Below are 21,780 nucleotides of genomic sequence, written 5' to 3' on the forward strand. Positions count from 1 at the left end.
ACGAGCGGCTGGCTCGTGACGTCGGGCCGGAGTGACATCCTCCACTGCGCCCTGCCGCCGACCGCCCGCACGGTGGGACGATCGCGGCAGAACCCGGGGACCGCGCACGCGGCCTCGAGGAAGGAGAACATCGTGGAATCCACTCCGGCCGAGGTGACCGCCCTCTACGGCGGTCCGGCCACCCGCCGGGTCCGTACCCGTGACCTGCTCGCCGCCAAGGAGCGCGGCGAGAAATGGTCGATGCTCACCTCGTACGACCAGTACACGGCCTCGATCTTCGACGCCGCCGGGATCCCGGTGCTGCTGGTCGGCGACTCGGCGGCGAACAACGTGTACGGCTACGAGACGACCCTGCCGGTGACCGCCGAGGAGCTGCTGCCACTGGTACGCGCGGTCGTCCGGGCCACCCGGCAGACCCTGGTCGTCGGTGACCTGCCGTTCGGCTCGTACGAGGAGGGGCCGACCCAGGCGCTGCGGACCGCCGTCCGGTTCATGAAGGAGGGCGGCTGTCACGCGGTGAAGCTGGAGGGCGGCCAGCGCTGCGCCGCGCAGATCGAGGCGATCGTCGGTGCCGGCATCCCGGTGATGGCGCACATCGGCTTCACCCCGCAACGGGAGCACACCATCGGCGGATACCGGGTGCAGGGCCGTGGCGAGACCGCCGACGAGGTGCTGGCCGACGCGCGGGCGGTCGCCGCGGCGGGCGCCTTCGCGGTGGTGCTCGAAATGGTGCCCGGTGACGTCGCCAAGCGGGTCACCGCCGAACTGCCGATCCCCACGGTGGGCATCGGCGCCGGCCCGGACACCGACGCCCAGGTGCTGGTCTGGCAGGACATGGCGGGCCTGCGCACCGGCAAGGCGCCACGCTTCGTGAAGCGCTACGCCGCCCTGGCCGACGCGCTCGACGAGGCCACCCGCCGTTTCGCCGACGAGGTCCGCTCCGGCCAGTTCCCCGCCGCCGAACACACCTTCTGACCGCACCTCGCGCCCGCCGCCGCGAGCGCGGCGGCGGGCACCGGTCGCGGGTGGACGCGAGCTGCGACGATGTGGCGGACAGGGCGAGCGGGATTTCCCGAAAGCCGCTACGGTTCTCGCTCGTGAACCGGATTCGTGCTTCTTTCTCTGTCCTGGCCTGCGCCTCGCTGCTGGCGCTGGCCGCCTGTAGTGGCGAGGAGGCGGCTCCGACGGCCGCATCACCGTCGGCCACCCTGCCATCCGCCACCGCCACCACCGCCTCGCCGACCCCGGCAGCGCCCACCGCCGACGCCGCGGACGTGGTGAGCGACAAGCAGCTCTGCCAGTCGGCGAAGCAGGCCAGCGACAAGATGCGGGAGGACCTCATCGCCGCCGTGAGTTCCGGCAGCGAGCCGTCACCGGCACTGTTCCAGAAGATCCTGTCCGGGTTGCAGAACGAGATGACGCGGGTGGCCGCCACCGGCGCCACCGACAGCAAGGTGGTTGCCGCGTTGGAGGAGTTCGGCGCGGAGGCCGGCGACGCCGCCAACGCCACCGACCCGGCGACGGCCGCCGACAACCCCGCCTTCGAGAAGGCCGGCGCTTCCCTCAGCAAGGCCTGCAAGTCCGCCGGCGTCACCGTCACCTTCTGACCGCCTGCCGCCCGACCCGAGCATCCGGATCCGTGGCAGCCGCGGTAGCGGACACGCCGACCGGCTGACGCTTCAACTGCCACGGATCCGGCTGCTCGTCGGCGGCGTCGTCACCGTTGGCGCCACGGCTCCGCAGGCTGGCAGGCAGGGCCGGGGTCGCCGTAGACGACCACGCCGGCCGGGTCCACGTAACAGCGACCGAGCTGGTCGAACGGTGTGAACAACGGCCGCCGATCTATCTCGACGCCGGCCCGGTCGGAGGCGACGAGGGCGGCTCCGCCGTCCTCGCTGATGCCCTCACCGACGAGGCCGAACGCACCGTTCGCGATCCGGGCCGGCGTGATCGTGCCGTCGGCCTGTTGCAGGACCAGCCGGTGCACGCGGTCGCTCACCCGCCCGATGGCCACCACCTCACCGCCGTCGGGGTCGGTCGAGGTGAGCAGGAGCCGCTGGACCGGGCCGGGCAGCCACGCCTCCCGCCAGGTCGGATCGTCCACGGAGGTCGCCGTGCCACCGGACCACGACTGGTGGGGCGGACCCCAGAGGTCACACGCGACGTAGTGGCCATCGGCGAGGAACATCAACGCCGCGTGGTCGCCGTGTTCCACGGCGACGGCCAGGTCGGCGACGGTCGCCGAGGCTCGGGCCCGCTCGTCGCCAAGGGCCAGGCACCGCTCGGCGGACTGCCGCAACGTCGGTGACAGTTCGTCCGGCCCGAAGGCGAGGACCACGGCGCCTCGTTCCGGGTGCGGCCAGGTGACCACCCCGACAGTGGCGATCATCGCCGTCGCGATGAGCGCGACGGCGACGCGGCGACGTCGCAGCGCAGGGCCCGGCACCGTCCGAGCCTCCGTCAGGAGTCGCGCCCGTATCTCGGCCGCCCGCCTGGCGGGCAGGTCACGCTCGGCGGGCGGATCCAGTAGCTCGGTCATCGGTCCTCCGCATCGTCGACAAGGTGACTGGCCAACCGGGCGCGGGCCCGGCTGACCCGGGAGCGAACGGAACTCTCACTGATGTCCAGCGCGGCCGCCGCGTCGGCGTAGGACACGCCGGCCCACAGGCACAGCGCGACCGCCTCCCGCTCGGCACGGGGCAGCCGGCGAACCGCCGCAAGAATCACCCGCATCCGCCGCTCGTCGTCGACCCGCCCGACCGCGTCCTCGGCGACGTCGCGTTCCGTGGCGCGCTCAAGCGGTATCCGCCGCAGCAACGCACGCCAACGCCGCGCCGAGCGGGCCTCACCGCGCGCGGTGTTGGTGGTGATGACGAGCAGCCAGGGCAGTATCGAGCCGTCGACCAGACGGGCGTCGTCGCGACGGCGCCAAGCGACCAGGAAGGCCGACTGGGTGACATCCTCGGCCAGTGACCAGGAGCCGGTGAGCCGGAACGCGTGGTTGTAGACGGTCCGCGCGTACCGGTCGAACAGCAGCGCGAACCGCACCTCGTCGCCGGCCACCGTCGCCGCCCACAGTTCCTGGTCGGTCGGCTCTATCCGGATCGTCACACCACACTATGGCCGGCAGAGCCGGCGGCGTTGCGTCGGCAACGACGAGAGGGATCAGAGGTCGGTGACCCGGACGCCCGCGTGCGCCTTGTAGCGCTTGTTGATGGCGATCAGGTTGGCGGTGAACGCCTCGACCTGGTGCGCGTTGCGCAGCCGCCCGGCGTAGATGCCCCGCATGCCGGGAATGTGGGCGGCGAGCGCGCCGACGATGCCGACCAGTTCCCGCTCCTCGGTGCAGATCAGCACGTCCAGCTCGATGCGGTCGATCTCGGGGTCGGCCAGCAGCGGGGCGCTGACGTGGTTGAAGGCGGCACAGACCCGGGAGTCGGGCAGCAGCGCGGCGGCCTGCTGAACGGCGCTGCCCTCGGGCACCGGCAGCGCGTACGGGCCCTGCTTGTCGAAGCCGAGCGGGTTGACGCAGTCCACGACGATCTTGCCGGCGAGCGGTTCGGCCAGCGCGCCGACGGTGGCGGCGTGCCCGTCCCAGGGCACCGCGATGATCACCACGTCACTGCGCCGGGCCACCTCGTCGTTGTCGGCACCGGTGACACCGCCGCCGGTCGGCACGCCGGGCAGCGCGGCGATCTCGGCGGCCGACTCCGCCGCCCGCTGCGCGGAACGGGAACCGATCAGCACCGTCAGGCCCGCCCGGGCGAACCGGTAGGCGAGCCCACGGCCCTGGTCGCCGGTGCCACCGATGATGCCGATGGTGAGCCCGGAAACGTCGGGCAGGGTGCTCGGGTCGTATGCCATGGTCGTCATCCTCGCAAATCAGCCCGGGCGGCAGCACCGAGCAGGGCTGTGAGAATGCCCGCTGCGGGGGTCGCCATCCATCGCACCGGCAGCGGGAAACGGGACGCCGACCCCGCCATGCTGACAGTCAGGCGAGTTCGAAGGCGACCGAGCGGTTGGCCGGATCGGCGGCGACCAGCCGGACCCGGACCCGGGTGCCCAGTGGCAGCTCACCGAGGCAGCGGGCGCGTACCGGCGGGTCGTCCAGGGCCACCGTGCCGCCGGGCGGGCGAGTGCGTGCCTTGCCGTTCGACGGCGCGTCGACGTCGAGCACTGCGGCGTCGAAGGTTTCGCCGACCCGGTGGGCCAGCAGCACCGCCTCGGCCAGGTCGATCGCGCCCCGGCTCGCCGCGGACGCGGCGCGGTCCGTGGCCGCCATCACCGCCGGCAGCCGGGGCAGCGCCGCGCGGGCCCAGTCGGGCACCGCACGGCCGTCGTGCAACGCCAGGCAGACCTCCGTGGCGTACCGGTCGGCGAGTCGTCGCAGCGGCGCCGTGACATGGGCGTACGCGGCCGCGACCCCGCCGTGCGCCGGTTGCTCCGGCGGTTCGCCGTCGAACGAGGTGTACGCGGCCGACCGCATCAACTCCGCCGCCTGGTCGATGAACGCGGCGGCCCGGGGCTGGCCCGGGTCCAACCGGAGCAGCAGTTCACCCACGCCCACGCCGTCCGGCCAGTGCACGCCCAGCGGGGCGGCGGCGGCCCGCAGTCGCTGCACCGCCTCCGGCTTCGGCGCGGGCATCGTCCGCAGCAGGCCGATCCCACCGGCCAGCATCAGGTCGGCGGCGACCATCCCGGTGAGCAGGGAGATCTGCGCGTTGTGCTCCTCCATCGGCACCGGTGCCCGCAGGACCAGCCGCCAACCGTCACCGTCGGCCTCCACGTCCTGTTCGGGGATCGGCAGGTTGACCGCGCCCCGACGCAACCCTCGGGCGGTGAGCAGCGCACCGATCTCGGGCAGCAGGGCGATCGGCTCGGGCAGCCGGCCCGCGTCGGCGTCGGCCTGCACCTGCGGGTAGGCCAGTTGGGCCCGGCTGCGGACCAGGGCACGCTGCACCACCACCGCGTCGGTGCCACCGTCGGCGTCCAGGTCGATGGTCCACAGCACAGCCGCCCGGTCGACGTCCGGCAGCAGGCTCGCCGCGCCTTCGCCGAGGGAGCGCGGGTGCAGCGGCACGTTGCCGTCCGGCAGGTAGACGGTCTGCCCTCGGCGCCAGGTCTCGTCCTCCAGCGCACCGCCCGCGCGTACGTGGGCGGCGACGTCGGCTATCGCGTACCGCACCCGGTAGCCGCCGGCGCGACGGCTGAGGTGCATCGCCTGGTCCAGGTCGCGCGAGCCGGGCGGGTCGACCGTGACCAGTGGGATGTCCGTGCGGTCGACGGCCGGCCCGGGCGGTGCCGCGGCTGCCTCGTCGGCCTCCCGCTGCGCCGCCTCCGGGTAGGTCTCGGGCAGACCCAGTTCTCGGCGCAGCGCCCCGAAGTCGATGCGTGGTGCCAGCACACGTCGGATGACCATGCGCCCATCCTGACAGCGCCGAACGCACCTCGCCCTCCACCGAGCGACGGGTCGTCGGCGTACGCCGGGTCAGCCGGCCGTCCTGCGCGCGGTGCCGGACGTCGCGGCCGGCGTTGCGGGCGGCGGCCGTCGACGCGGGTGCTTACCGCGCCGCCGTCCTCGACGCGGGAGCCTTCTTCGCGGCCGTCTTCCTCGCGGCCGTCTTCTTCGCAGGAGCCTTCTTCGCCGCCGTCCTCGACGCGGAAGCCTTCTTCGCGGCCGTCTTCTTCGCGGGGGCCCTCTTCGCCGTCGTCTTCGACGCGGGAGCCTTCTTCGCCGTCGCCTTCGACGCGGGAGCCTTCTTCGCGGCCGTCTTCTTCGCGGGGGCCCGCGACGTGGCCGTCTTCTTCGCCGCCGTCGCCCGGCTCGCCACCGTCGTACTCTTCCGGGCGGGCGCCTTCTTGGCCGCCACCGTCTTCGCGGGGGCCTTCTTCGCCGCCGCCTTCCGCGCCGTGGTCGACGTTCCCGTACGCGCCGCCGCCTTCTTCACCGCCGACGTCGCGGTCTTCGCGGGTGCCTTCCGCGCGGCCGACGTGCTCCGGGTACCCGTCGTCTTCTTCGCGGGAGCGGTCTTGCGGGCCGGGGCCGCCTTTCTCGCGGACGCCGCCTTCTTCGCGGGCGCCTTCGCCGCCGTGCCCCGCGCGGACGCCGCCTTCTTCGCCGGGGCCGTCTTGCGGGCCGGGGTCGCCTTCTTCGCGGGCGCCTTCGCCGCCGTACCCCCCGACGCCTTCTTCGCGGTGGCCCGCTGCGCCGTGGTCGTGGTCTTGCGTGGACCGGTCCGCGCCGACGCCGAGGTGGTCCGCGCGGCGGGCGCCTTCGTCGGCGCGGTCTTGGCCGACACCGTCTTCTTCGCGGGTGCCGTCTTCCTGGCCGCGGCGGTCTTCCGCGCCAGGGTGGCCGCCCTGGTCTCGGGGGTCGCGCGCTTCGCCGCCGACCCGGCGCCGCCGGTCGCCTTACGAGCGGCCGGCGCGGTCCCGGACGCGCGGCGGGTGGACGGGGTACGGGCGACGCCGGCGGTGCGTTCCGTCGCGGCGGTCTTCCTCGCGGGCGTACGCTTCGCGGCCGGGCGGGTGGCCTGTTGCGCTTCGGCCATCTCGGTTCCCTTCATGGGGACGTGCCGCCGCCCTCGCGACGCACGCAGTGCCTCGGCGCGGGAGGCGTCCCGCGCCGTCTACCTGTCCTCCCCGGTCCAGCGAGCGTCCTCGGCCTCCCACGCCTCGTTGCGGTCCCGCACCTGTTGCAGGGCGTTCTCCGCGTCGGCAGCCGAGTCGTACGGGCCGAGAACGTGCCGCGCCGGGCACATGTCGGCACCGGACTCGACCCGGTGGTGTCGGGTACACCAGTAATAACGTCCACGTCCGCTGTCGCTCATGGCCCTCACTGTGCACCGGGTGACGACCGACCGCCACCGGAACACGGCAAGTCACCAGCCTCTTCCACAGTAGACGTGTTCCCTGGCCTGCGGACCTGAACTGCGAAAATGCTCGTTCCGACCGCCGCCGCCGCCCTATCGCCGAACCCTTCGGCGTGCGCCGTTGCGTGGCGGACCGCGGCAGCGAGTCGCTCGCCGCCGCCGCGCACCGGCTACCACACCTTCGGCAACTCTCCGTACGCGAGGAGTCGTCGTTGTTCGCCACCCACCCGCCAGATCAGTCAGTCGTGACCCGGCGCAGGGCGCGGACACCTCGGCCGGTTAAGGTCACCGGATGGGCGTACCGGACTACATCCTGCGGATGCGCAAGCACGTCGGCCACGACCTGCTGTGGCTACCCAGCGTGAGCGCGATCGTCCGCAACGACGCGGGCGAGCTACTGCTCGCCCAACGGGCCGACGACGGTCGCTGGTCGGTGGTCAGCGGCTTCGTCGAGCCGGGTGAGCAGCCGGCCACCGCCGTCGTGCGTGAGGTGCTGGAGGAGACCGGTCTGGCGGTCGAACCGCTGCGGCTCAGCAGCGCCGTGTCGCACCCGCACACCTACCCGAACGGCGACCACTGCGAGTACCTCAACCTCGGTTTCCACTGCCGGCTGCTGGGCGGCGAGGCACGGGTCAACGACGACGAGTCGTTGGACGTCCGGTGGTTCCCCCCGGGACGGCTGCCGGACCTCGACGAGCACGCCCGGCTGGTCATCCGGCACGCTCTCGGCGGGGAGACCTCGGCGTTCTTCCTGCCCGCCGGGACCCAGTGGGGCGAGCCCGGTGAGCTGGAGTACGCCTGAGCCCCTACGGCGGTACCTGAGCGACCTGGTCACGGTCGCCGACGAGGTGCTCGGTACCGAGCTGTGCGGTGCGTACGCGGCGGGTTCGGTGGGGCTGGCCGCGTACCAACCTGGACGCAGCGACGTGGACGTGGCACTGGTCTGCGCCGGCCCGCTGGACCACGGTGTCGCCGAGGAGTTGGTGGCCCGGCTGCGGCACGAGGCCCTGCCCTGCCCGGCGCGCGGCCTGGAGCTGGTCGTGTACCGACAGGCGGTGGCCCGGTCCGGCAGCCCCGAGCCGGGTTTCGAGGTCGAGCTGAACACCGGCGCCCGGATGGACTTCCGGGTGTCGTACGGCCCGGCGCAGCGCCCGAGCGCGGACGGTCTGTTCTGGTACGGCCTGGACCGCAGCATCCTGCACCAGAGCGGACGGGTCCTGCTCGGTCCGCCCGCCGCCGACGCCTTCGCCGACCTGGCCCCCGACGACCTGCGCCGACTGGTCCTGGACGCGCTGCGCTGGTGGTTGGCGCGACCGGTGCCCGCGGGAGAGGTGCCCGCACCCGGAGCGGAGGACGCGGTGCTCGGCGCCTGCCGTTCCTGGGTACGCCTGCGCACCGGGGTGTGGCTGCCCAAGGTGGCCGCCGGCCGGCGGCTGTTGGACGAGGCCGGAGCGCTCGTCGACGCCGACACCGCCGACCTGGTCCAGCGGTCGGTGGCCGCCCGCGACGGCGGTGTGCCACCGACCGGGGCGGCCGCCCGCGCCTTCCAGCGACGCGTGCTCGCCGACCTCGCCGCCGCACCGACCTGATCTCGTTGGACGTGCCGCCCGGCCGTCCGGATGGTCCGACGACGCACGTGCCCAGGTAGCAGACGGGTCCGGTGACCTGGCATCAGCCGCTGCGGCGGTTGTGGGCCGCCCCGGTGGTCACCCACCGTGGTCCGCTCAGCCTGTTCACGCTGCACAAGATGCGAATAGGAGGTCGCATGTGCGAGTCTCATCCGAGCTTTCCTCACCCGGCACGATCCGGTACCGGGGCGCAGTTGCCCAGCAGAACCTGGAGAGGCACGTGGCAAACCTCGACACCGCCCTGAAGGACGCCATGACGATCGACGGTGCCATCGGCGCCGCCCTCGTCGACTACACGAGCGGGATGACCCTCGGCGTCGCCGGTGGTACCCCGGAGATCGACCTCACCGTCGCCGCCGCCGGCAACACCGACGTGGTACGCGCCAAGATGCGCACCATCGAGATGCTCAAGCTGAACGACGAGATCGAGGACATGCTCATCACCCTCGGCGGTCAGTACCACATCATCCGGCCGCTCGCCGGTCCCAACGGCAAGGGGCTGTTCCTCTACCTGATGCTCAGCAAGACCCGGTCCAACCTGGCGCTCGCCCGGCACCAGCTGCGCACCATCGAGGAGCAGCTGGAACTGTGAGCACCGGCGACACCTTCCTCCCCCGCCGAACCGCGCAGCAGCCGAAGCTCCCACCGCCGGTCAAGCTCCCCCCGTCGCTGGCCGGTGACCCGTCGCTGCCGTACCCGTCGATCGGTACCGAGCTGCACGAACTGCGCCTGCAGATCCCGGGGGTGCAGGGCAGTGTTCTCGGCGGAGTCGACGGCCTGCTCATCACCCACGACGTGCCCGACACCCTGGACCCGGACGACCTGGCCGCGATGGCGGCGGCGACCTTCGGCCTCGGCCGCCAGGTCAGCCTCCGCCTCGGTCAGGGCGACTTCCGCCAGTCCACCGTCCGCAACGAGGCCGGCTACTTCTCCGTGTACGCCGTCGGCCCGCACGCGCTGCTGTCGGTGGTCGGCGCCGACGCGATAAACGTCGCTCGACTGCACCTGCACGCCCCACCGGTCGCCGAGCGCCTCGCGAAACTGCTCACCCCCGCCTGATCCCACCGGTCGAAGGTGAGCACCAGGGTCAGATGGCGCCGGTCGAGCCGTCGGTCAGCTCACGGAGAATGTCGGCATGGCCGACGTGCCGGGCCGTCTCCTCGATCAGGTGCACCAGGATCCAGCGCACGGAAACCTCCCCGAGCTGCGGGTGGGGCACCACATGGTCGAGGTCGAACCGGGCCGCCACCTCCCGCGACCGGGCGCACTCGGCCTCGTACGCCGCCGACAACCGCTCGACGGTGTCATCCGTCGCCAGCGTGAAGCTGGCCGTCGCGTCCTCCTCCGAGGTGAGATAGACGTCCCCCGGGCCGGGCGCGAGCAGGCACCGGAACCAGTTCTTCTCCACCAGTGTCAGGTGCTTGACCAGGCCGGCGAGGGTGGTCGCCGACGGCACCAGCCGGCGGGCAGCCTCGACGTCGGAGATCCCCCGCAGCTTGCGCAGCAACATGGCGCGATGAAAGTCGAGAAACGAGTCGAGCACGGCGCGTTCGTCTGCCGTGGTCGACATCATCGCCACGGCCACAGGGTCGGGTCGGCTCTCCACCATCCTCGGACCCTATCGGCGGCCGACCCACCCCGCCGCCCCGCGAACCCCGCCAGCGCCTCCGGGCGGACATTCCGCCCCAGCTATCCGCCACGCTCCTCCGTCTCACGGAACTGCGCGCACGGCTGCTCGGTCCGCGCCTGCCAGACGCTCCCCACCAGGGCGACCGGATAGTCGATCTCTCTGATCTGGCGATCGCTGGTCTCGACCGAGAACCGCATCGACAACATCTCGCTCTCGAACGCGGTCGCACAGTCGAGGCGCAGCTTGACATCGAGCAATCCGGTATGGCCGGGACTCAGCGAGGGGAAGGCGCCGACGTCCTGGACCACGGCACCCGGTCCCTGCCCGGTCGCCGCACGAACCGTGACCGACGCTTGGCCAGCGTTCGTCACCGCCAGTTGCCCGTCCAGCTGGAGAACTCCCGGGACGTCCGAACCTCCACCGGAGATGGACACCGGAACGGCCACGAGTGCGATCGAGGCGTTGCGCTCCCGCTGCTCCCGCGAATCCCGCAACTCGTTCACGCCAAGCCCGCCAAGCACCCCGCCGACGACGAACGCGGCGACGAGCCGGACAGTCATCTTCCGCCTGGCCAGAAGGCGATCGGGAACCAGGGCGCCGGCCGGTCGGTCATGCTCATCCAGGTCGATCACTTCACGCCGCGTCGACATGCTGGCCAGCCTAGGGCGTAGCCCGACCGCGAGGCGCCGTGCGTGCGGCGCGCGGCCGTGGGTACTGACCGGTCATGGCACGCGACCACATGTCGGTAGACGACGAGCACTCCCGCCCGGAGGGGGTCGACGACACCACCGTCGAAGCGCTCGGAGAGCTGAGCAAGGCCCTGGAAACCATCCATCGCGTACGCGGGCACCTCTACTCGGCCCATCAACTGGTGGGTGGTGCGGACCTGACGCTTGATCGGGTGGTCGAGCTGCTCCGGCAGGCGGGACACGACGAGGTGGCCAACCGGGTCGAGCGGGAGTTGCTGGGCCGCAACGTCCTACCGGGCCGCTGGACGTTCCAGATCATGGAGGAGTTCGACGACGGGTACTACGCCACGTTCCAGGAGGTCGAGCGGTACGCGCGGGAGACCTTGGCCGATGGCCGACGGCACCTCTACGAGGCGGAGATGAAGCAGCGTCGGCGTACCCGTGGGATGCCGGGGCATGAAGCTACGCCACAGGAGTGACCGGCAGCCCGTCCGGGAGCATGGTGGCCAGAGTCTGCCCGTCTTCTTGGACGAGCCGTTGCCAGCCCACCCGTCGGGCAGGTCCTGATGGAACGAGTCGTGGGCGACGGACGAGTCGACCTGTACGCCGGATTATGAACGTGAGACGTGCCCTGAACAGGCGTTTCGTTCGCCAGGCACCCGCTCAGGGCGTCGCCAGGGCTTAGGGCATTTCGTCTGGGCTGAACAGGTTGTCGATCGCGTTGCGGGTGCGCTCCTCGCTGGCCGGCATGAGGTGGGTGTAGACCCGGAGCGTGAAGCCGGGGTCGGCGTGCCCGAGGTATGACGCGAGGGCCTTGATGCTCTCCCCAGCGTCGAGCAGCGACGAGGCGTAGAAGTGGCGTAGCGCGTGCATCCCGGTGGCACGGGTCGGCGTGATGCCGGCCGCCACGACAGCGGGCCGCCAGCTCTTGTTGTCGAAGGTGCGCCGGTTGATCGCACCGCGCCGGGTGGTGGTGAACAGCAGCGGCACCGTGACCCGCTCGTCGCTGGCCGGGTCCTCCCACGGCAGAGTGAGCGACACCGGGGCGAAGTCGTCGATGTGCTGGCGTAGTACCTGGGCGACGGAGTCGGGCAGCGGTATCCGGCGGTCCCGGTCGTTCTTGGGCAGCCCGAAGACGAGTCGAGAGCGGACGAGCTTGACCTGACGGCAGACGTGCACCCAGCCCGCGTCAAGGTCGATGTCGTCGACCCCGAGGCCGAGGATCTCCCCCTGCCGCAGACCGCAACCGGCCCCGAGGTCGACCATCGGGCGGTACCGCTGGGCGAGGCCACCGCGGATTGCCGAAACCTGTTCGTACCGCCACGGCACCACTCGGCGCTGCACCGGTCGCGGAGGCTTGACCGACTTTGCCGAACAGGGATTCTTGGCGATCCGCTCGTCGTCGACCGCCGCGCCGAGGATGGTCCGCAGGTGGGCGAAGACCACGGCCCGGGTCGCCGGGGCAAGCTTGCCGACCATGTCCGCGTCCCATGCCCGGATATGGCCCGGCTTGATCTCGGCCAGCTTCCGAGAGCCGAAGAACGGCAGCAGATGCTTGCGTACCCGAAACTCGGTGCTCTCCCGGGTCGACTCGTCGAACGAGCGCGTCCGTAGCCAGGTCTCCGCGTACTCCGCGAAGGTCATCCGACCGGCGACCGGGTCGACGTACGAGCCGCGCAGCTTGTCCGATTCGGTCGAAACGAGGAACGCCTCAGCCTCTCGCTTGGCCCGGTCCGGAAACGACTTCTTGCGTTCCTTGCCATCCGGGCCGATGTACCGCACCCGGTAGCGCAGTCCCTTGCCGAACAGGTCCGTCTTGACCCGCTCCCGTTGCCCGCCCGGGTGACGAAGCGTCTTGTACCAGCGATCCTCTACGTGTCCCATCAGGCCGCCGCCTGCTCACGCACCCAGGACCGGACCGCTTCCGGCTCATACCGCAGGTGTCGGCCGACCCGAGCCGCCGGCGGACCGTACTTGACCTTGCGCCAGCGGTACAGCGTCTCGGTCGGCACCCGCAGGTACGCCGCCACGTCCCGGATCGTCCAGAGCCCATCGTTTCCCGCCGTCACAGCTTCTCCCCCGTCGTGCCATCCGTTCCCGTCGTCGATGCAGGGTCGGGAAGCTGGGCGGCGCGATCCTTGGCGGCGAGGAGTTCGGAGCGCCAGCGGGCACGTTCGCCGATCGCCCGCAGCAGCCGGTGCGCCATCGGGCCGATGTCGGGATCGTCGGGTCGGGCGAGTTCCCAGGCGTAGCGGACCGGTTCGACGGTGGCGCCCTGGTCGTCGACGCCCTCCAGGCCGACACTCACGCCGAGCAGCGCCCGCACCCAGGCCCGGACATCGTGCTTGTGGTCGCTCAGGGTTTTGCCGGACCAGTCGCGGGAGATGAGGATGCGCCGGCCGCCGATGCCGAGGGTGTCTCGCTGGTGGACTTTGCCCTTGCAGCGGCCCGGCTTGAGTTTCGCGTGCGCCCGCTTCGGTTGGATGCCGTAGAGCAGCCAGTTCGCGCACCGGTCGGTGCAGGGGGTGATCTGGAGTTCCTGCCAGAGCCGGTCGAGGTGTCTGCGTTGCCGGTCGGTGGTCGCCTTGTGGACGTCGCCGGTGTGCTTGGTGATGTACTTCGTGACGTAGCGGATGGTCCGCTCCGCATCCTCGGTGCCGGGCATGACGCCGCGTGCATCGACCTGGGCGCCGAAGCGCACGACGTGCACCGGTTCCGCGTCGGGGTCGGCGTCGATGGCGTCGAGGGCTTCCGTCCAGGTGGTCAGCGGCGCGTGGGTGTCCGGGTCGACCCACGCGGAAGCCTGCTCGTCCCAGACCGGGAGCCGGTCGAGGGTGTACCGCTGCACATCCATCGCCGGCCACCACACCTGGTGATAGGTGGCCGCCGCCACGGTGCGGAGCACATCGCGCGGGATGGTGCCCCGGATGGCGAAGTGTGCGTGTGGGGCGAGGCGGCGTTGGGGCTCGACGCAGCCGGCGTACTGGACGTTCCAGCCCTCGCAGCGGCGCAGGTTCTGCCAGAACCGATCGAGCAGTCGGGGGAAGTGCACGGCGTCCCAGGCGGCTCGGCGGTAGTCATAGCGGTCGGGGTTGAGCGGGGTGCCGTCGGGGCGGACCGGGCCGTAGGAGTCGAGGGTGAGCGTGAGCCACATCGACGGGCGGTAGGTGGTGCCGTCGGGGGCGGTGTAGGTCTTGCCGACGGTGCGGCGCTCGACCTTGCGGCGAGGTAGGTCGGGGGCGTCCTGGCGACGGCGGGTGGAGCGCTTGCGGCGCCGACCGTTGTCCTCGTCGCCCTGGCCGTCGTCGCCGGTCGTGTGTGGCGGGGCGACGCGGCCCCGGAGTCCTTCGGCCGTGATCGCCTCTTCTACTTCGCGGATTGCGTCGTCGAGATCTTCTACCTGGTCCCACTGGCTGGCTCGGGATGCTTCGTCCCGGGAGAACTCCAGGTGACCGCGCAGCAGGATCAGCGCCTTCTGTTCCTCGGTCGCCGGTTCCGGTGGCGGTAGCGGTTCGTCGTCGCGGTGCCAGCCCTCCCGGATCTGGGCCTGCCGCAGCCGGCGGTTCTTCTTCGCGCACGGCCCGCACTTGTCCTCCCGGGTCGCGCCGCAGGGCAGGTCGATGACCTCGGTCAGCCCGGTGTTCAGGTCCGTGCGGCGCATCGCCAGGGGACGGACGCAGACGCCGTACTCAGCCGCGATCTCCTTGAGGACGTCGACCGAGCGGGGCAGCGCCATGCGGGCCGCCCGCGACCCCGGCCGAGGTGGCGCAGCCGGGGTCGGGACGGGTTCGAGGCCGGGCAGGGTGGGGACGGTCATCGGATGATCCCCACCACCTGACGTCGGTCGGGCTGGACGACGCCGCGCGGTGGCATCACCGAGACTGATGCCGGCGGCATCACCGCAGCAGGCTCGCCCTGCTCGGGTTCGTCGTACCGGTCGGCCTGCGGTGGGGACGGCTCCGGTGCCGGCGCGGTGGCGGGTGCGCTGGACAGGACGACCTTGACCAGGGCGAGGAACGCCAACGACGGGACGGCGGCGACGATCCAGCCCCACACGGAGGGTTCAGCTTCGGCGACCTGGGCGGCGAGGGAGAGCAGGGCGAAGGCGACCAGGAGGACGCCAACGAAGCCGACCGGTCGACCGCTGCGGCGACGGGCGCGGATCTCCAGGCCGAGGTAGATCGCCATCAGTTCGACGGCTACGGCGTTGGCCCATCCGATCCAGTGTGGTTGGCCGTGGGCGACGGACAGATCGTGGACGTGGGTGAAGGCGGCGGCGCCGGCCATGGTGCCGATGGCGAGCAGGATGGTCAGGCGTACGGCGGATTCGATGCGGTCGCGGGTCACCGGCGGCTCCCGGTATCGCGGACGGTGAGGGTGATGCGGATGCTCTGGCCGTCGAGGTCGCGGCGGCGGTTGACCATGTGGGCGAGGCCGTGCAGGGCGGCGGCGAGCCGGTCCGGGGTGCCGTCCAGTTCGATGTGCAGGGGCTTGATCCGGTGGGTGCCGAGGAAGAAGCGTTTGAGGGACATCGGTTACCTCCGGGCCGGGGCGACGCGGGTACGGATGTGCTCGGGTGGTTCGCCGAGGGAGGCGACGGCTTCGGAGAGGCAGCGCCACAGCGCCCACGCCTCGTCGGGGGTGAGGTGCATGCGACGCCGGCCGCCACCGACGGCGAGACAGACGGGGTACGGGTCGGGCCGCTCGCGGTCGACGCGGACGGACACGGCGGTGCTGGCCGTGCCGTCGGGGTGCGGGGCGCGGAGCCGGTAGAAGGTCGGGGTGGTCACCGCGGCTCACCCCCGTCGGTGTCGCGCAGGATGTTGAGCAGGGAGTCCGGCAGCAGCGGCCCGCGTGGGCGGGGCACCGGCGGCCGGTGGGTGGGTTCGGGGGCGGTTTCCCGGCCGACCTGGGCGAGGATGTCCGCCGCGTCAGCCGGCGCCGGATGGGTGGCGGCGAGCTGGCGGATGTCGTCGTCGGTGATGTGGGAGAAGCGGACCCGGGCGGGTTCGGGGGTGCCGTCGAGGATCACGTACCCGACGCCCTTGGCCCATCGGGGCATCTGGTCGGCCAGGGCGCCCCGGTTGCGGGCACCGTCGCCAAGGACGAGGTCGACCTGAGCGGCCTCGGTCAGGCCGAGCGCGATGCGGGTCGGGAACAGGTCCCGGAACGGCAGTACCTCCTTGCGCGGGTCCTGCAACGCGGCTACCACGAGGACGCCCACGCCGGCCCCCTGGGACAGCAGCAGCCCCAGCGACGAGGCGATGCGCTTACGCAGCTCGACATCCTGGAGATACGCCGTGAGCGCGGCCATCTCGTCGATGACGACCACGACCAGGGGGTCAGCCTCGGTCGGCGTGTGCACCCGGACGGTGCCGGCAAGCCGGGTCTGCCGCTCGCGCAGCACGGTGACGGCCTCGTCGAGGAGGTCGGCCATGGCCTCGAAGGACTTGCCGGCGAACCGGGCGAACAGCGGTCGGCCCATGGCGAACTCCATGCCGCCCTTGGGGTCGATCACCCACAGCCGCACCAGCCCCGACGAGATCCCACCCGCCAGGGAGCGAACCAGCGACCACAGCACCGAGCCCTTCCCGGAGCGGGTCGCTCCACCGATCAGGACATGGGTTGCCAGCAGGTGCAGGGACCAGTGCCGCAGGTCTTCCCGCCGGGCCAGAGGCAGCGCGGTGAGGTCCGGGACTGCCGGCACGTCGAACGGCTTCACGACCGGGCGCAGCGCATCGGTACGGACCACGACCAGGTAAACCAGCGACGGCCGATCCCGGTACCGCAGCCGATCCACCCAGCCCAGCACCAACGCCCAATAGCCAGTCCGAGCCGGCGGATCGCCAGGACGCTCCGAGTAGACGCGGGCGTGACGGCGACCGAACGCGTACGCCAGGTTCGCCGTGACCTTCTGGAACTCCTCCGGTGTCTGCCCGCGCACCATGCGAACCGTCAGCACGTCCAGCGCCTGATCCGACCGCACCCGCAGCAGCTGCGGCATCACCGGTCGATGGTCGTAGGTGCGGGTCAGCCCGCACAGCGTCATGGCTTCCCGCCAGGCCCGCCGGTAGACGAACACCTGACGGAACCAGCCCAGCACCGGCCCCGCGCACCAGGTCCACCACGATGTTTCGTGCTTCCACCGCCACAGCGCCGACACCAGGCCGGCCAGGACCAGCGGCACGATCAGCCCGGCCCGGCCGAACTCGGCGTAGAGCCACGCTCCGGCCACCACCAGGCCCACGATCACCGGATGCCGCACACACCAGACAGCAGCCCGGAACAGCCACCGCAGCAGCATGCCGAGCGCGATCAGCCACAGCGGCAGCTCCAGCCGACGCGGGCGGATCACCATCAGATCCCCGGCCGTGGTCATCACGACCTCACCACGCGGCCGGCGGATCATCGAACACCCCGCACGACCGCTACCAGCACCCGCGTAGACGCGGGCATACCCTTGGACACGTCACGACCTCTCTCGACAGAGCAGGGGAAGAGACACCAGGGGGCGGGGCTGCCGTCCGCCAAGACCAGACAGCCCCGCCCCCACCAACAGCGGCTACGCCGCCACCTTCTTGCCGCCGACCACCGGAGCCCGCAGCCCGGTCGCCCGCAGCGAATACGCCATCCGACCGTTGTTCGCCACGTACGGCGTCACCGTCATCCCGTCGAACTCCACCGCCTCGAACGGCGCACCCGACGGCGGCACCGGCTGGTAGTCAGCCGAGATCTTCACCGTCGTCTCGCGGGACCGCTTGCCCAGCTCAGGGTCAAGGTCCATCACCCGGACCTGCCACACCCGCTGACCGGTCACCTTGTCCTTCGCCGGGGACCGCCGACCCGTCTTCTCGTCGTAGTCCTCCACCTCACCCAGCGACTCGGGCACCAACGCGCACCCCGCCGGGAACACGTCCTCGAAGCGCACGGCGAACCTCGTACCGCCACGCAGAGCCATCGCTCACCCTCCAACTTGTTGACTTGTCTGCCAAGCTGCGGTCCAAGGTAGACGGCACTTGGCAGACAAGTCAACAAGTTCTGGAGATCCTCACCAGGAGATGGCGCGGCGGCGAGCGCACCGACACCGGCGCGCACGCGTGCGCAGCGTCGCGCGTAATAACATGTGTGAGGTAATGTTTGAGGAAACAAGAGGGCGACCCCCAACCTTTGGCCTGTGAAGCTTCGAGGTTGGAGGCCGCCATCAGGTGGCGTGATGTAGCACCTTTTTGCAAGGGGCTACGTCACGCTCCCGCCGGAACTGATCTGTTCCATCAAGAACAAGACCTGCTCCGCGTTCCTCAACACAAGACCCGCCATCCGACCCAGCTTCCGCAATCGCGCCTGGTTGACGCGGCGCCGAAGCCGAATCCCAGCTGCGCCTTCTGTCGACATGCCATCACCTCCTCCCGGAGCAGTGCAGACTCTCCACATCCGCCCCCCGACATCACGGAGCTTGAGGGTCACCACTGACCGCTTAGAGGTGCGCGGCATAGCGATATCGAAGTTAGCCGCTACAGGCCAGGCGAGCCTTGCATTGTGATCCCGGACACACCGAAAAGTGTCACGAACTCCTGATATCGGCTGCACGATGTCACGAACGTTCCAATGAGCAGGATTCGCTAATCGTTATTTATCAGGTCGACAGGTACTAATCTGGCGTCGGCGGGTATGACTCAGTCATGGCAAGTCAAAATCACGAGCCTCTGCAGACAGTGGATGATGTGCACTCACGACCGTCGGGGCTTGACGACTCGACCGTCGAGGCGCTCGGGGAGCTGAGCAAGGCGCTGGAGACGATCCATCGTGTACGCGGTCACCTGTACTCCGCGCATCAGCTCGTCGGCGGCGCGGATCTCACTCTTGACCGTGTGGTCGAGCTGCTGCGGCAGGCAGGGCACGACGAGGTGGCCGACCGGGTGGAGCGGGAGCTGCTGGGCCGGAACGTCCTACCGGGCCGGTGGACCTTCCAGATCATGGAGGAGTTCGACGATGGCTACTACGCGGCGTTCCAGGAGGTCGAGCGGTACGCGCGGGAGACGTTGGCCGGCGGTCGGCGGCACATCTATGAGGCGGAGATGAAGGAGCGTCGGCGTACCCATGGGATGCCGGGGCATGAGGCTACGCCGCAGGAGTGACCGGCAACCCGTTCGGGAGCATCGAGGCCAGGGCTACGGCTCTGGCCTCGATGATTTTCATGCGGCCTTCATACTCGACGGGTTCGCGGTGGGCGGCTTGGCTGGTGACCTGTCCGGGCCACTTTCGGTAGAGCAGGCCGTGTTCCCGGGTGAAGTAGCCCTCGCTTACCGCGCTGGCAGCCAGTAGTAGGCCGGTGTCCTCCGAGGCAGGCAGTGCCATCCAGCCGCCGAGGGCCAGCAGCAGATCTCGGCGGATGCAGAGGGTGGCGGGGTGGACCTGGGCGCGGTAGCCGTTGGCTTGCCAGAAGGCCAGGACGGCACCGCGGCTAACGGGTCCGCCGTCCGGGTCCATGTCCCATCCGACGGTTGACCCGTCGGGCATCAGATCCAGAACCCGCGAAGTCGTCCATCCGATCTGCGGGTGGGCGTCAAAGGCGGCGATGTCCCGGGCGAGAGCGCCGGCCATGAGTTGGTCGTCTGCGTCGAGCACCTTCACCAGGTCGCCGGTGACGCGGGACAGGGCGAGGGTGCGGGCGACACCGGGGCCGCCGGGACGACCGCCGCCGATGCTGATGCGAGGGTCGTCCGGCAGCACCTGGGTCAGTGTTCCGGTCTGCCCGTCCTCTTGGACGAGCCACTGCCAGTCCCACCCGTCGGGCATGTCCTGCTTGACCAACGAGTCGAACGCGCCGGCCAGGTACTCAACGCTGGGCGCGTGGACCGGGGTGATGACCGAGACGAGCTGCGTCACGTTTTCCACCGTTGCAGTTTGTGGGAGTAGACCAGTTCCGTCCGGTCCCCCGGCATCACCACGTCGGCCACCTCGACGACCCGGCCGGCGGTGTCGATGGAGGTCTTGCGCACGGTCAGCACGGAGACGCCGGGGTCGATGTCGAGCAGTTCGGCCTCATCCGGTGACGGCGGGCGTGCGCGGACCTCTTCGTCGATGCGGTCCAGCTCGACGCCGATCGTGTAGAGCTGGTGCTGTGAGCCGCCGGGCCAGGGCTCGTTGCTGGCGTCGAGCAGGTCCGGGTTCGCGGCCACCAGGTCATAGGGCAGGTACGAGTACGACATGGTCAGCGGCGCGTTCTCATGCCGCGACGACGTCCAGTAGACCCGTCGCAGCAGCGGCGTACCCGGCTCGACGTGCAGGGCCTCCGCCATGTCCGCATCGGCTTCCACGCGGGTGTACTCGGCGTGGAACTTGAGATCATCGACCGTCAGGCCGGTGTCATGCTCGGTCGCGCCCGTCTTGAGCCGCTCGTCCTGGTCGAGCAGGACCCGGTCCTTCTCCCACTGGTACCGCTCCGCGTTACGACGCCGTACCCGCTGGCGGGGTGCCCGTACGTAGGTGCCGCGCCCCTGCTCCGCGCGGACCAGGCCCCACTCACGGAGCTGGCGGATGGCGTTGCGGACGCTGGTTCGTGACAGGCCCGAGGTATCGGCCAACTCCGTCTCGGACGGCATCAGGGTGCCGGGGGCGAGTTCCCCGCTCGTGATCTTGACCCGCAACTCTTCGGCGAGTTGCAGGTAACGAGGGCGCCAGTCCCGGCCATACACACCGGTCACCGTACCCCCTAGACGTTCCAACGACTGCCAGGTGGTCCCACCCGCCGGCCGCTCCGGCACCGCATCCACCGCCACCACCGGCCGACGCGAACGCTGAGCAGCGACCGGAGTACGGCGGGAGCTGCGGTCAGTGGCGGTCATAGTGTCCCTCCAACGGTTGTCCCTTGGCCATCACCCGCCACCGGGCGTAGGTCAGTTCGTAGATCAGCCGATCGAGCTGGCCACGCGACAGCAGCAGCACCGATTGCGACGCCCCGTAGCGGGTCGCGTCGACCTTGACTACCGGGTCGCGGCGCCGGAAGCGGTCCAGGAGCAGTTGCACGCTCACCCAGCCGCTCCGCTCGCTGCCGATCGTGGCGAGCAGCCCCCGATGCATCGGATCGTCCGGCCCGCAGCCACGACACCAGTCGGGACACGACCCTTCGTCGGCGGTGTTGGCCGCCTGGGTGCCGGTCGGCTCGTCACTGTCGCCCACGCTCGCCCTCCCCTGGTTCACCGGCTTGCGCCATCAGTGCGCCGAGTTGGCCGACCAGTTGCGCCGCTTGCGGGAGGGTGAGTTCGGCCCAGCCGGCGCCGGCCCGGCAGGAGGCGTGCACCACGACCGTCGGCGGTGCGTCGTCGGACCCGATGAGGTACGACACGATCAGGCCGGACGACCGGACCTCACCGACCCGCAGCAGTACGCCCCGATGGCGTCGCGCCATGTGCGCCAGCACGGGCGGCACCAGATGCCCACACCGATCCGGAGCGCACCACGCCGGATGCCTCGCCACGGCGGGACGGCGGTCCGTCTGACTCATCGCGGCCACCGCCCACCATTGCCCCGGAAGATCTGCCCCCGGGTCAGCAGCGGCGCATGACGCAGCGCCGGCAATTCACGGGTCCGCTCCACCGCCCAACGCAGCGGACCGGCGTTACGAGCAGGGGCGAAAGCGTCGGAGCGGCTTCCGACTCCGGATGTGACCCGGTTCGGCCGTCGGCGGGACCGCCAGGACAGGAACCAGGGACGTCGACGATGAGAGCCCGGCATCGCACCTCCAGGTGTAGGAGAGCCGGTGACCGATCAGGGGGATTGACCAGCCACCGGCCCGACAGAGGGCACGGCGCACCGTCCGACACCGGACGGGTCGGATATCGCCGAACCACCTTGTACGCGCGGCTACCGCAACCGGCCCACCAGGACGCCGCGCCTCACACACGACCAGGCCGACGCAGCACCACCCCTGATACACACCGTCAACCCAGCCGCACACCGGG

At 70.8% G+C, this 21,780-nt stretch carries 28 protein-coding genes; 8 read left to right on the top strand and 20 right to left on the bottom strand.

What is annotated here, in order from left to right; translation table 11 throughout:
• Window positions 1-129 precede the first annotated feature (129 nt).
• Complete coding sequence (gene panB / locus O7605_RS01760) at window positions 130-975, top strand: 3-methyl-2-oxobutanoate hydroxymethyltransferase (protein WP_269738672.1); 846 nt, start codon at window positions 130-132, stop codon at window positions 973-975.
• Between the two features lie 122 nt (window positions 976-1,097).
• Window positions 1,098-1,607 carry a hypothetical protein gene (locus O7605_RS01765; RefSeq protein ID WP_269737588.1) on the top strand — a complete coding sequence of 170 codons (510 nt, stop codon included), beginning with the start codon at window positions 1,098-1,100 and terminating at the stop codon, window positions 1,605-1,607.
• Window positions 1,608-1,717: 110 nt separating this feature from the next.
• Here O7605_RS01765 and O7605_RS01770 read toward each other — a convergent pair whose 3' ends face one another.
• The 6 genes from O7605_RS01770 to O7605_RS01795 all read right to left on the bottom strand — a co-directional run bounded on the left by O7605_RS01770 (window position 1,718) and on the right by O7605_RS01795 (window position 6,761).
• Entirely contained in the window at window positions 1,718-2,539 is an 822-nt protein-coding gene (locus O7605_RS01770) for a hypothetical protein (RefSeq protein WP_269737589.1), read from the bottom strand.
• Window positions 2,536-3,111: an RNA polymerase sigma factor gene (locus O7605_RS01775; RefSeq protein ID WP_269737590.1), complete on the bottom strand. Its 576-nt coding sequence runs from the start codon at window positions 3,109-3,111 to the stop codon at window positions 2,536-2,538. The genes O7605_RS01770 and O7605_RS01775 overlap by 4 nt, the downstream gene beginning before the upstream one ends.
• Window positions 3,112-3,165: 54 nt before the next feature.
• A complete protein-coding gene (npdG, locus tag O7605_RS01780; protein ID WP_269737591.1) occupies window positions 3,166-3,864 on the bottom strand; it encodes an NADPH-dependent F420 reductase in 699 nt (232 codons plus the stop codon).
• 127 nt (window positions 3,865-3,991) lie between these two features.
• Entirely contained in the window at window positions 3,992-5,419 is a 1,428-nt protein-coding gene (locus O7605_RS01785) for an RNB domain-containing ribonuclease (protein ID WP_269737592.1), read from the bottom strand.
• A gap of 142 nt (window positions 5,420-5,561) precedes the next feature.
• Window positions 5,562-6,566, bottom strand: a complete 1,005-nt coding sequence (locus tag O7605_RS01790) for a histone H1-like repetitive region-containing protein (RefSeq protein ID WP_332317104.1) — start codon at window positions 6,564-6,566, stop codon at window positions 5,562-5,564.
• Window positions 6,567-6,629: 63 nt separating this feature from the next.
• Entirely contained in the window at window positions 6,630-6,761 is a 132-nt protein-coding gene (locus O7605_RS01795; RefSeq protein WP_269737594.1) for a hypothetical protein, read from the bottom strand.
• Between the two features lie 403 nt (window positions 6,762-7,164).
• Here O7605_RS01795 and O7605_RS01800 point away from each other — a divergent pair, with 403 nt between their 5' ends.
• The 4 genes from O7605_RS01800 (at window position 7,165) to O7605_RS01815 (ending at window position 9,559) form a co-directional block, all read left to right on the top strand.
• Window positions 7,165-7,674 carry an NUDIX hydrolase gene (locus O7605_RS01800; RefSeq protein ID WP_269737595.1) on the top strand — a complete coding sequence of 170 codons (510 nt, stop codon included), beginning with the start codon at window positions 7,165-7,167 and terminating at the stop codon, window positions 7,672-7,674.
• Window positions 7,655-8,461 carry a nucleotidyltransferase domain-containing protein gene (locus O7605_RS01805; protein ID WP_269737596.1) on the top strand — a complete coding sequence of 269 codons (807 nt, stop codon included), beginning with the start codon at window positions 7,655-7,657 and terminating at the stop codon, window positions 8,459-8,461. Before O7605_RS01800 ends, O7605_RS01805 begins: the two co-directional genes overlap by 20 nt.
• A gap of 259 nt (window positions 8,462-8,720) precedes the next feature.
• Window positions 8,721-9,092 carry a hypothetical protein gene (locus O7605_RS01810; RefSeq protein ID WP_269737597.1) on the top strand — a complete coding sequence of 124 codons (372 nt, stop codon included), beginning with the start codon at window positions 8,721-8,723 and terminating at the stop codon, window positions 9,090-9,092.
• The gene (locus O7605_RS01815) at window positions 9,089-9,559 is read left to right on the top strand and encodes a roadblock/LC7 domain-containing protein (protein WP_269737598.1); all 471 of its coding nucleotides are present in this window, start codon (window positions 9,089-9,091) and stop codon (window positions 9,557-9,559) included. Before O7605_RS01810 ends, O7605_RS01815 begins: the two co-directional genes overlap by 4 nt.
• 28 nt (window positions 9,560-9,587) lie before the next feature.
• Here the strand turns inward: O7605_RS01815 and O7605_RS01820 are convergent, their stop codons facing one another.
• Window positions 9,588-10,109: a DinB family protein gene (locus O7605_RS01820; RefSeq protein ID WP_269737599.1), complete on the bottom strand. Its 522-nt coding sequence runs from the start codon at window positions 10,107-10,109 to the stop codon at window positions 9,588-9,590.
• Between the two features lie 80 nt (window positions 10,110-10,189).
• A complete protein-coding gene (locus O7605_RS01825) occupies window positions 10,190-10,780 on the bottom strand; it encodes a hypothetical protein (RefSeq protein WP_269737600.1) in 591 nt (196 codons plus the stop codon).
• Window positions 10,781-10,854: 74 nt separating this feature from the next.
• Between O7605_RS01825 and O7605_RS01830 the strand changes: the two genes are divergently transcribed.
• On the top strand, window positions 10,855-11,298 hold the full coding sequence (locus O7605_RS01830) for a hypothetical protein (RefSeq protein WP_269737601.1): 444 nt from the start codon (window positions 10,855-10,857) through the stop codon (window positions 11,296-11,298).
• A 202-nt stretch (window positions 11,299-11,500) separates the two neighbouring features.
• Here O7605_RS01830 and O7605_RS01835 read toward each other — a convergent pair whose 3' ends face one another.
• The 8 genes from O7605_RS01835 to O7605_RS01870 form a co-directional block, all read right to left on the bottom strand.
• Window positions 11,501-12,703: a tyrosine-type recombinase/integrase gene (locus tag O7605_RS01835; RefSeq protein ID WP_269737602.1), complete on the bottom strand. Its 1,203-nt coding sequence runs from the start codon at window positions 12,701-12,703 to the stop codon at window positions 11,501-11,503.
• Window positions 12,703-12,888, bottom strand: coding sequence for a helix-turn-helix transcriptional regulator (locus tag O7605_RS01840; RefSeq protein WP_269737603.1), 186 nt, complete (start codon window positions 12,886-12,888; stop codon window positions 12,703-12,705). Before O7605_RS01840 ends, O7605_RS01835 begins: the two co-directional genes overlap by 1 nt.
• Window positions 12,885-14,636: a replication initiator gene (locus tag O7605_RS01845; RefSeq protein ID WP_269737604.1), complete on the bottom strand. Its 1,752-nt coding sequence runs from the start codon at window positions 14,634-14,636 to the stop codon at window positions 12,885-12,887. The genes O7605_RS01840 and O7605_RS01845 overlap by 4 nt, the downstream gene beginning before the upstream one ends.
• Window positions 14,633-15,166, bottom strand: coding sequence for a DUF2637 domain-containing protein (locus tag O7605_RS01850; RefSeq protein WP_269737605.1), 534 nt, complete (start codon window positions 15,164-15,166; stop codon window positions 14,633-14,635). The genes O7605_RS01845 and O7605_RS01850 overlap by 4 nt, the downstream gene beginning before the upstream one ends.
• Window positions 15,163-15,351 (bottom strand): hypothetical protein, encoded by a 189-nt coding sequence (locus tag O7605_RS01855; RefSeq protein ID WP_269737606.1) that lies wholly within the window; start codon window positions 15,349-15,351, stop codon window positions 15,163-15,165. The genes O7605_RS01850 and O7605_RS01855 overlap by 4 nt, the downstream gene beginning before the upstream one ends.
• A gap of 3 nt (window positions 15,352-15,354) precedes the next feature.
• Complete coding sequence (locus O7605_RS01860; protein WP_269737607.1) at window positions 15,355-15,609, bottom strand: hypothetical protein; 255 nt, start codon at window positions 15,607-15,609, stop codon at window positions 15,355-15,357.
• Window positions 15,606-17,198, bottom strand: coding sequence for an FtsK/SpoIIIE domain-containing protein (locus tag O7605_RS01865; protein WP_269738673.1), 1,593 nt, complete (start codon window positions 17,196-17,198; stop codon window positions 15,606-15,608). The genes O7605_RS01860 and O7605_RS01865 overlap by 4 nt, the downstream gene beginning before the upstream one ends.
• Before the next feature lie 183 nt (window positions 17,199-17,381).
• Window positions 17,382-17,777 carry a transcriptional regulator gene (locus O7605_RS01870; protein ID WP_269737608.1) on the bottom strand — a complete coding sequence of 132 codons (396 nt, stop codon included), beginning with the start codon at window positions 17,775-17,777 and terminating at the stop codon, window positions 17,382-17,384.
• 721 nt (window positions 17,778-18,498) lie between these two features.
• On the opposite strand from O7605_RS01870, the gene O7605_RS01875 reads away from it, so the two are divergent.
• Window positions 18,499-18,954, top strand: a complete 456-nt coding sequence (locus O7605_RS01875; protein WP_269737609.1) for a hypothetical protein — start codon at window positions 18,499-18,501, stop codon at window positions 18,952-18,954.
• Here the strand turns inward: O7605_RS01875 and O7605_RS01880 are convergent.
• The 4 genes from O7605_RS01880 to O7605_RS01895 form a co-directional block, all read right to left on the bottom strand.
• On the bottom strand, window positions 18,938-19,714 hold the full coding sequence (locus O7605_RS01880; protein WP_269737610.1) for a glycosyltransferase family 2 protein: 777 nt from the start codon (window positions 19,712-19,714) through the stop codon (window positions 18,938-18,940). The two genes, O7605_RS01875 and O7605_RS01880, sit on opposite strands and share 17 nt — an antisense overlap.
• On the bottom strand, window positions 19,702-20,523 hold the full coding sequence (locus O7605_RS01885) for a GntR family transcriptional regulator (RefSeq protein WP_269737611.1): 822 nt from the start codon (window positions 20,521-20,523) through the stop codon (window positions 19,702-19,704). Before O7605_RS01885 ends, O7605_RS01880 begins: the two co-directional genes overlap by 13 nt.
• A 127-nt stretch (window positions 20,524-20,650) precedes the next feature.
• Window positions 20,651-20,998 carry a hypothetical protein gene (locus O7605_RS01890; RefSeq protein ID WP_269737612.1) on the bottom strand — a complete coding sequence of 116 codons (348 nt, stop codon included), beginning with the start codon at window positions 20,996-20,998 and terminating at the stop codon, window positions 20,651-20,653.
• Window positions 20,985-21,323: a hypothetical protein gene (locus O7605_RS01895; protein WP_269737613.1), complete on the bottom strand. Its 339-nt coding sequence runs from the start codon at window positions 21,321-21,323 to the stop codon at window positions 20,985-20,987. Before O7605_RS01895 ends, O7605_RS01890 begins: the two co-directional genes overlap by 14 nt.
• Between the last annotated feature and the right edge of the window lie 457 nt (window positions 21,324-21,780).

The organism is Verrucosispora sp. WMMA2121, assembly GCF_027460185.1.
Lineage (GTDB): Bacteria > Actinomycetota > Actinomycetes > Mycobacteriales > Micromonosporaceae > Micromonospora > Micromonospora palythoicola.

Excerpts from the sequence above, each read along its gene's own strand:
- O7605_RS01830 (WP_269737601.1), top strand. The coding sequence starts at position 10,855 with ATGGCACGCGACCACATGTCGGTAGACGACGAGCACTCCCGCCCGGAG.
- O7605_RS01795 (WP_269737594.1), bottom strand. The coding sequence starts at position 6,761 with ATGTGCCCGGCGCGGCACGTTCTCGGCCCGTACGACTCGGCTGCCGAC.
- O7605_RS01865 (WP_269738673.1), bottom strand. The coding sequence starts at position 17,198 with ATGACCACGGCCGGGGATCTGATGGTGATCCGCCCGCGTCGGCTGGAG.
- O7605_RS01800 (WP_269737595.1), top strand. The coding sequence starts at position 7,165 with ATGGGCGTACCGGACTACATCCTGCGGATGCGCAAGCACGTCGGCCAC.
- O7605_RS01845 (WP_269737604.1), bottom strand. The coding sequence starts at position 14,636 with ATGACCGTCCCCACCCTGCCCGGCCTCGAACCCGTCCCGACCCCGGCT.
- O7605_RS01770 (WP_269737589.1), bottom strand. The coding sequence starts at position 2,539 with ATGACCGAGCTACTGGATCCGCCCGCCGAGCGTGACCTGCCCGCCAGG.
- O7605_RS01870 (WP_269737608.1), bottom strand. The coding sequence starts at position 17,777 with ATGGCTCTGCGTGGCGGTACGAGGTTCGCCGTGCGCTTCGAGGACGTG.
- O7605_RS01855 (WP_269737606.1), bottom strand. The coding sequence starts at position 15,351 with ATGTCCCTCAAACGCTTCTTCCTCGGCACCCACCGGATCAAGCCCCTG.
- O7605_RS01825 (WP_269737600.1), bottom strand. The coding sequence starts at position 10,780 with ATGTCGACGCGGCGTGAAGTGATCGACCTGGATGAGCATGACCGACCG.
- O7605_RS01895 (WP_269737613.1), bottom strand. The coding sequence starts at position 21,323 with ATGAGTCAGACGGACCGCCGTCCCGCCGTGGCGAGGCATCCGGCGTGG.
- O7605_RS01790 (WP_332317104.1), bottom strand. The coding sequence starts at position 6,566 with ATGAAGGGAACCGAGATGGCCGAAGCGCAACAGGCCACCCGCCCGGCC.
- O7605_RS01820 (WP_269737599.1), bottom strand. The coding sequence starts at position 10,109 with ATGGTGGAGAGCCGACCCGACCCTGTGGCCGTGGCGATGATGTCGACC.
- O7605_RS01785 (WP_269737592.1), bottom strand. The coding sequence starts at position 5,419 with ATGGTCATCCGACGTGTGCTGGCACCACGCATCGACTTCGGGGCGCTG.
- O7605_RS01835 (WP_269737602.1), bottom strand. The coding sequence starts at position 12,703 with ATGGGACACGTAGAGGATCGCTGGTACAAGACGCTTCGTCACCCGGGC.
- O7605_RS01875 (WP_269737609.1), top strand. The coding sequence starts at position 18,499 with ATGGCAAGTCAAAATCACGAGCCTCTGCAGACAGTGGATGATGTGCAC.
- npdG (WP_269737591.1), bottom strand. The coding sequence starts at position 3,864 with ATGGCATACGACCCGAGCACCCTGCCCGACGTTTCCGGGCTCACCATC.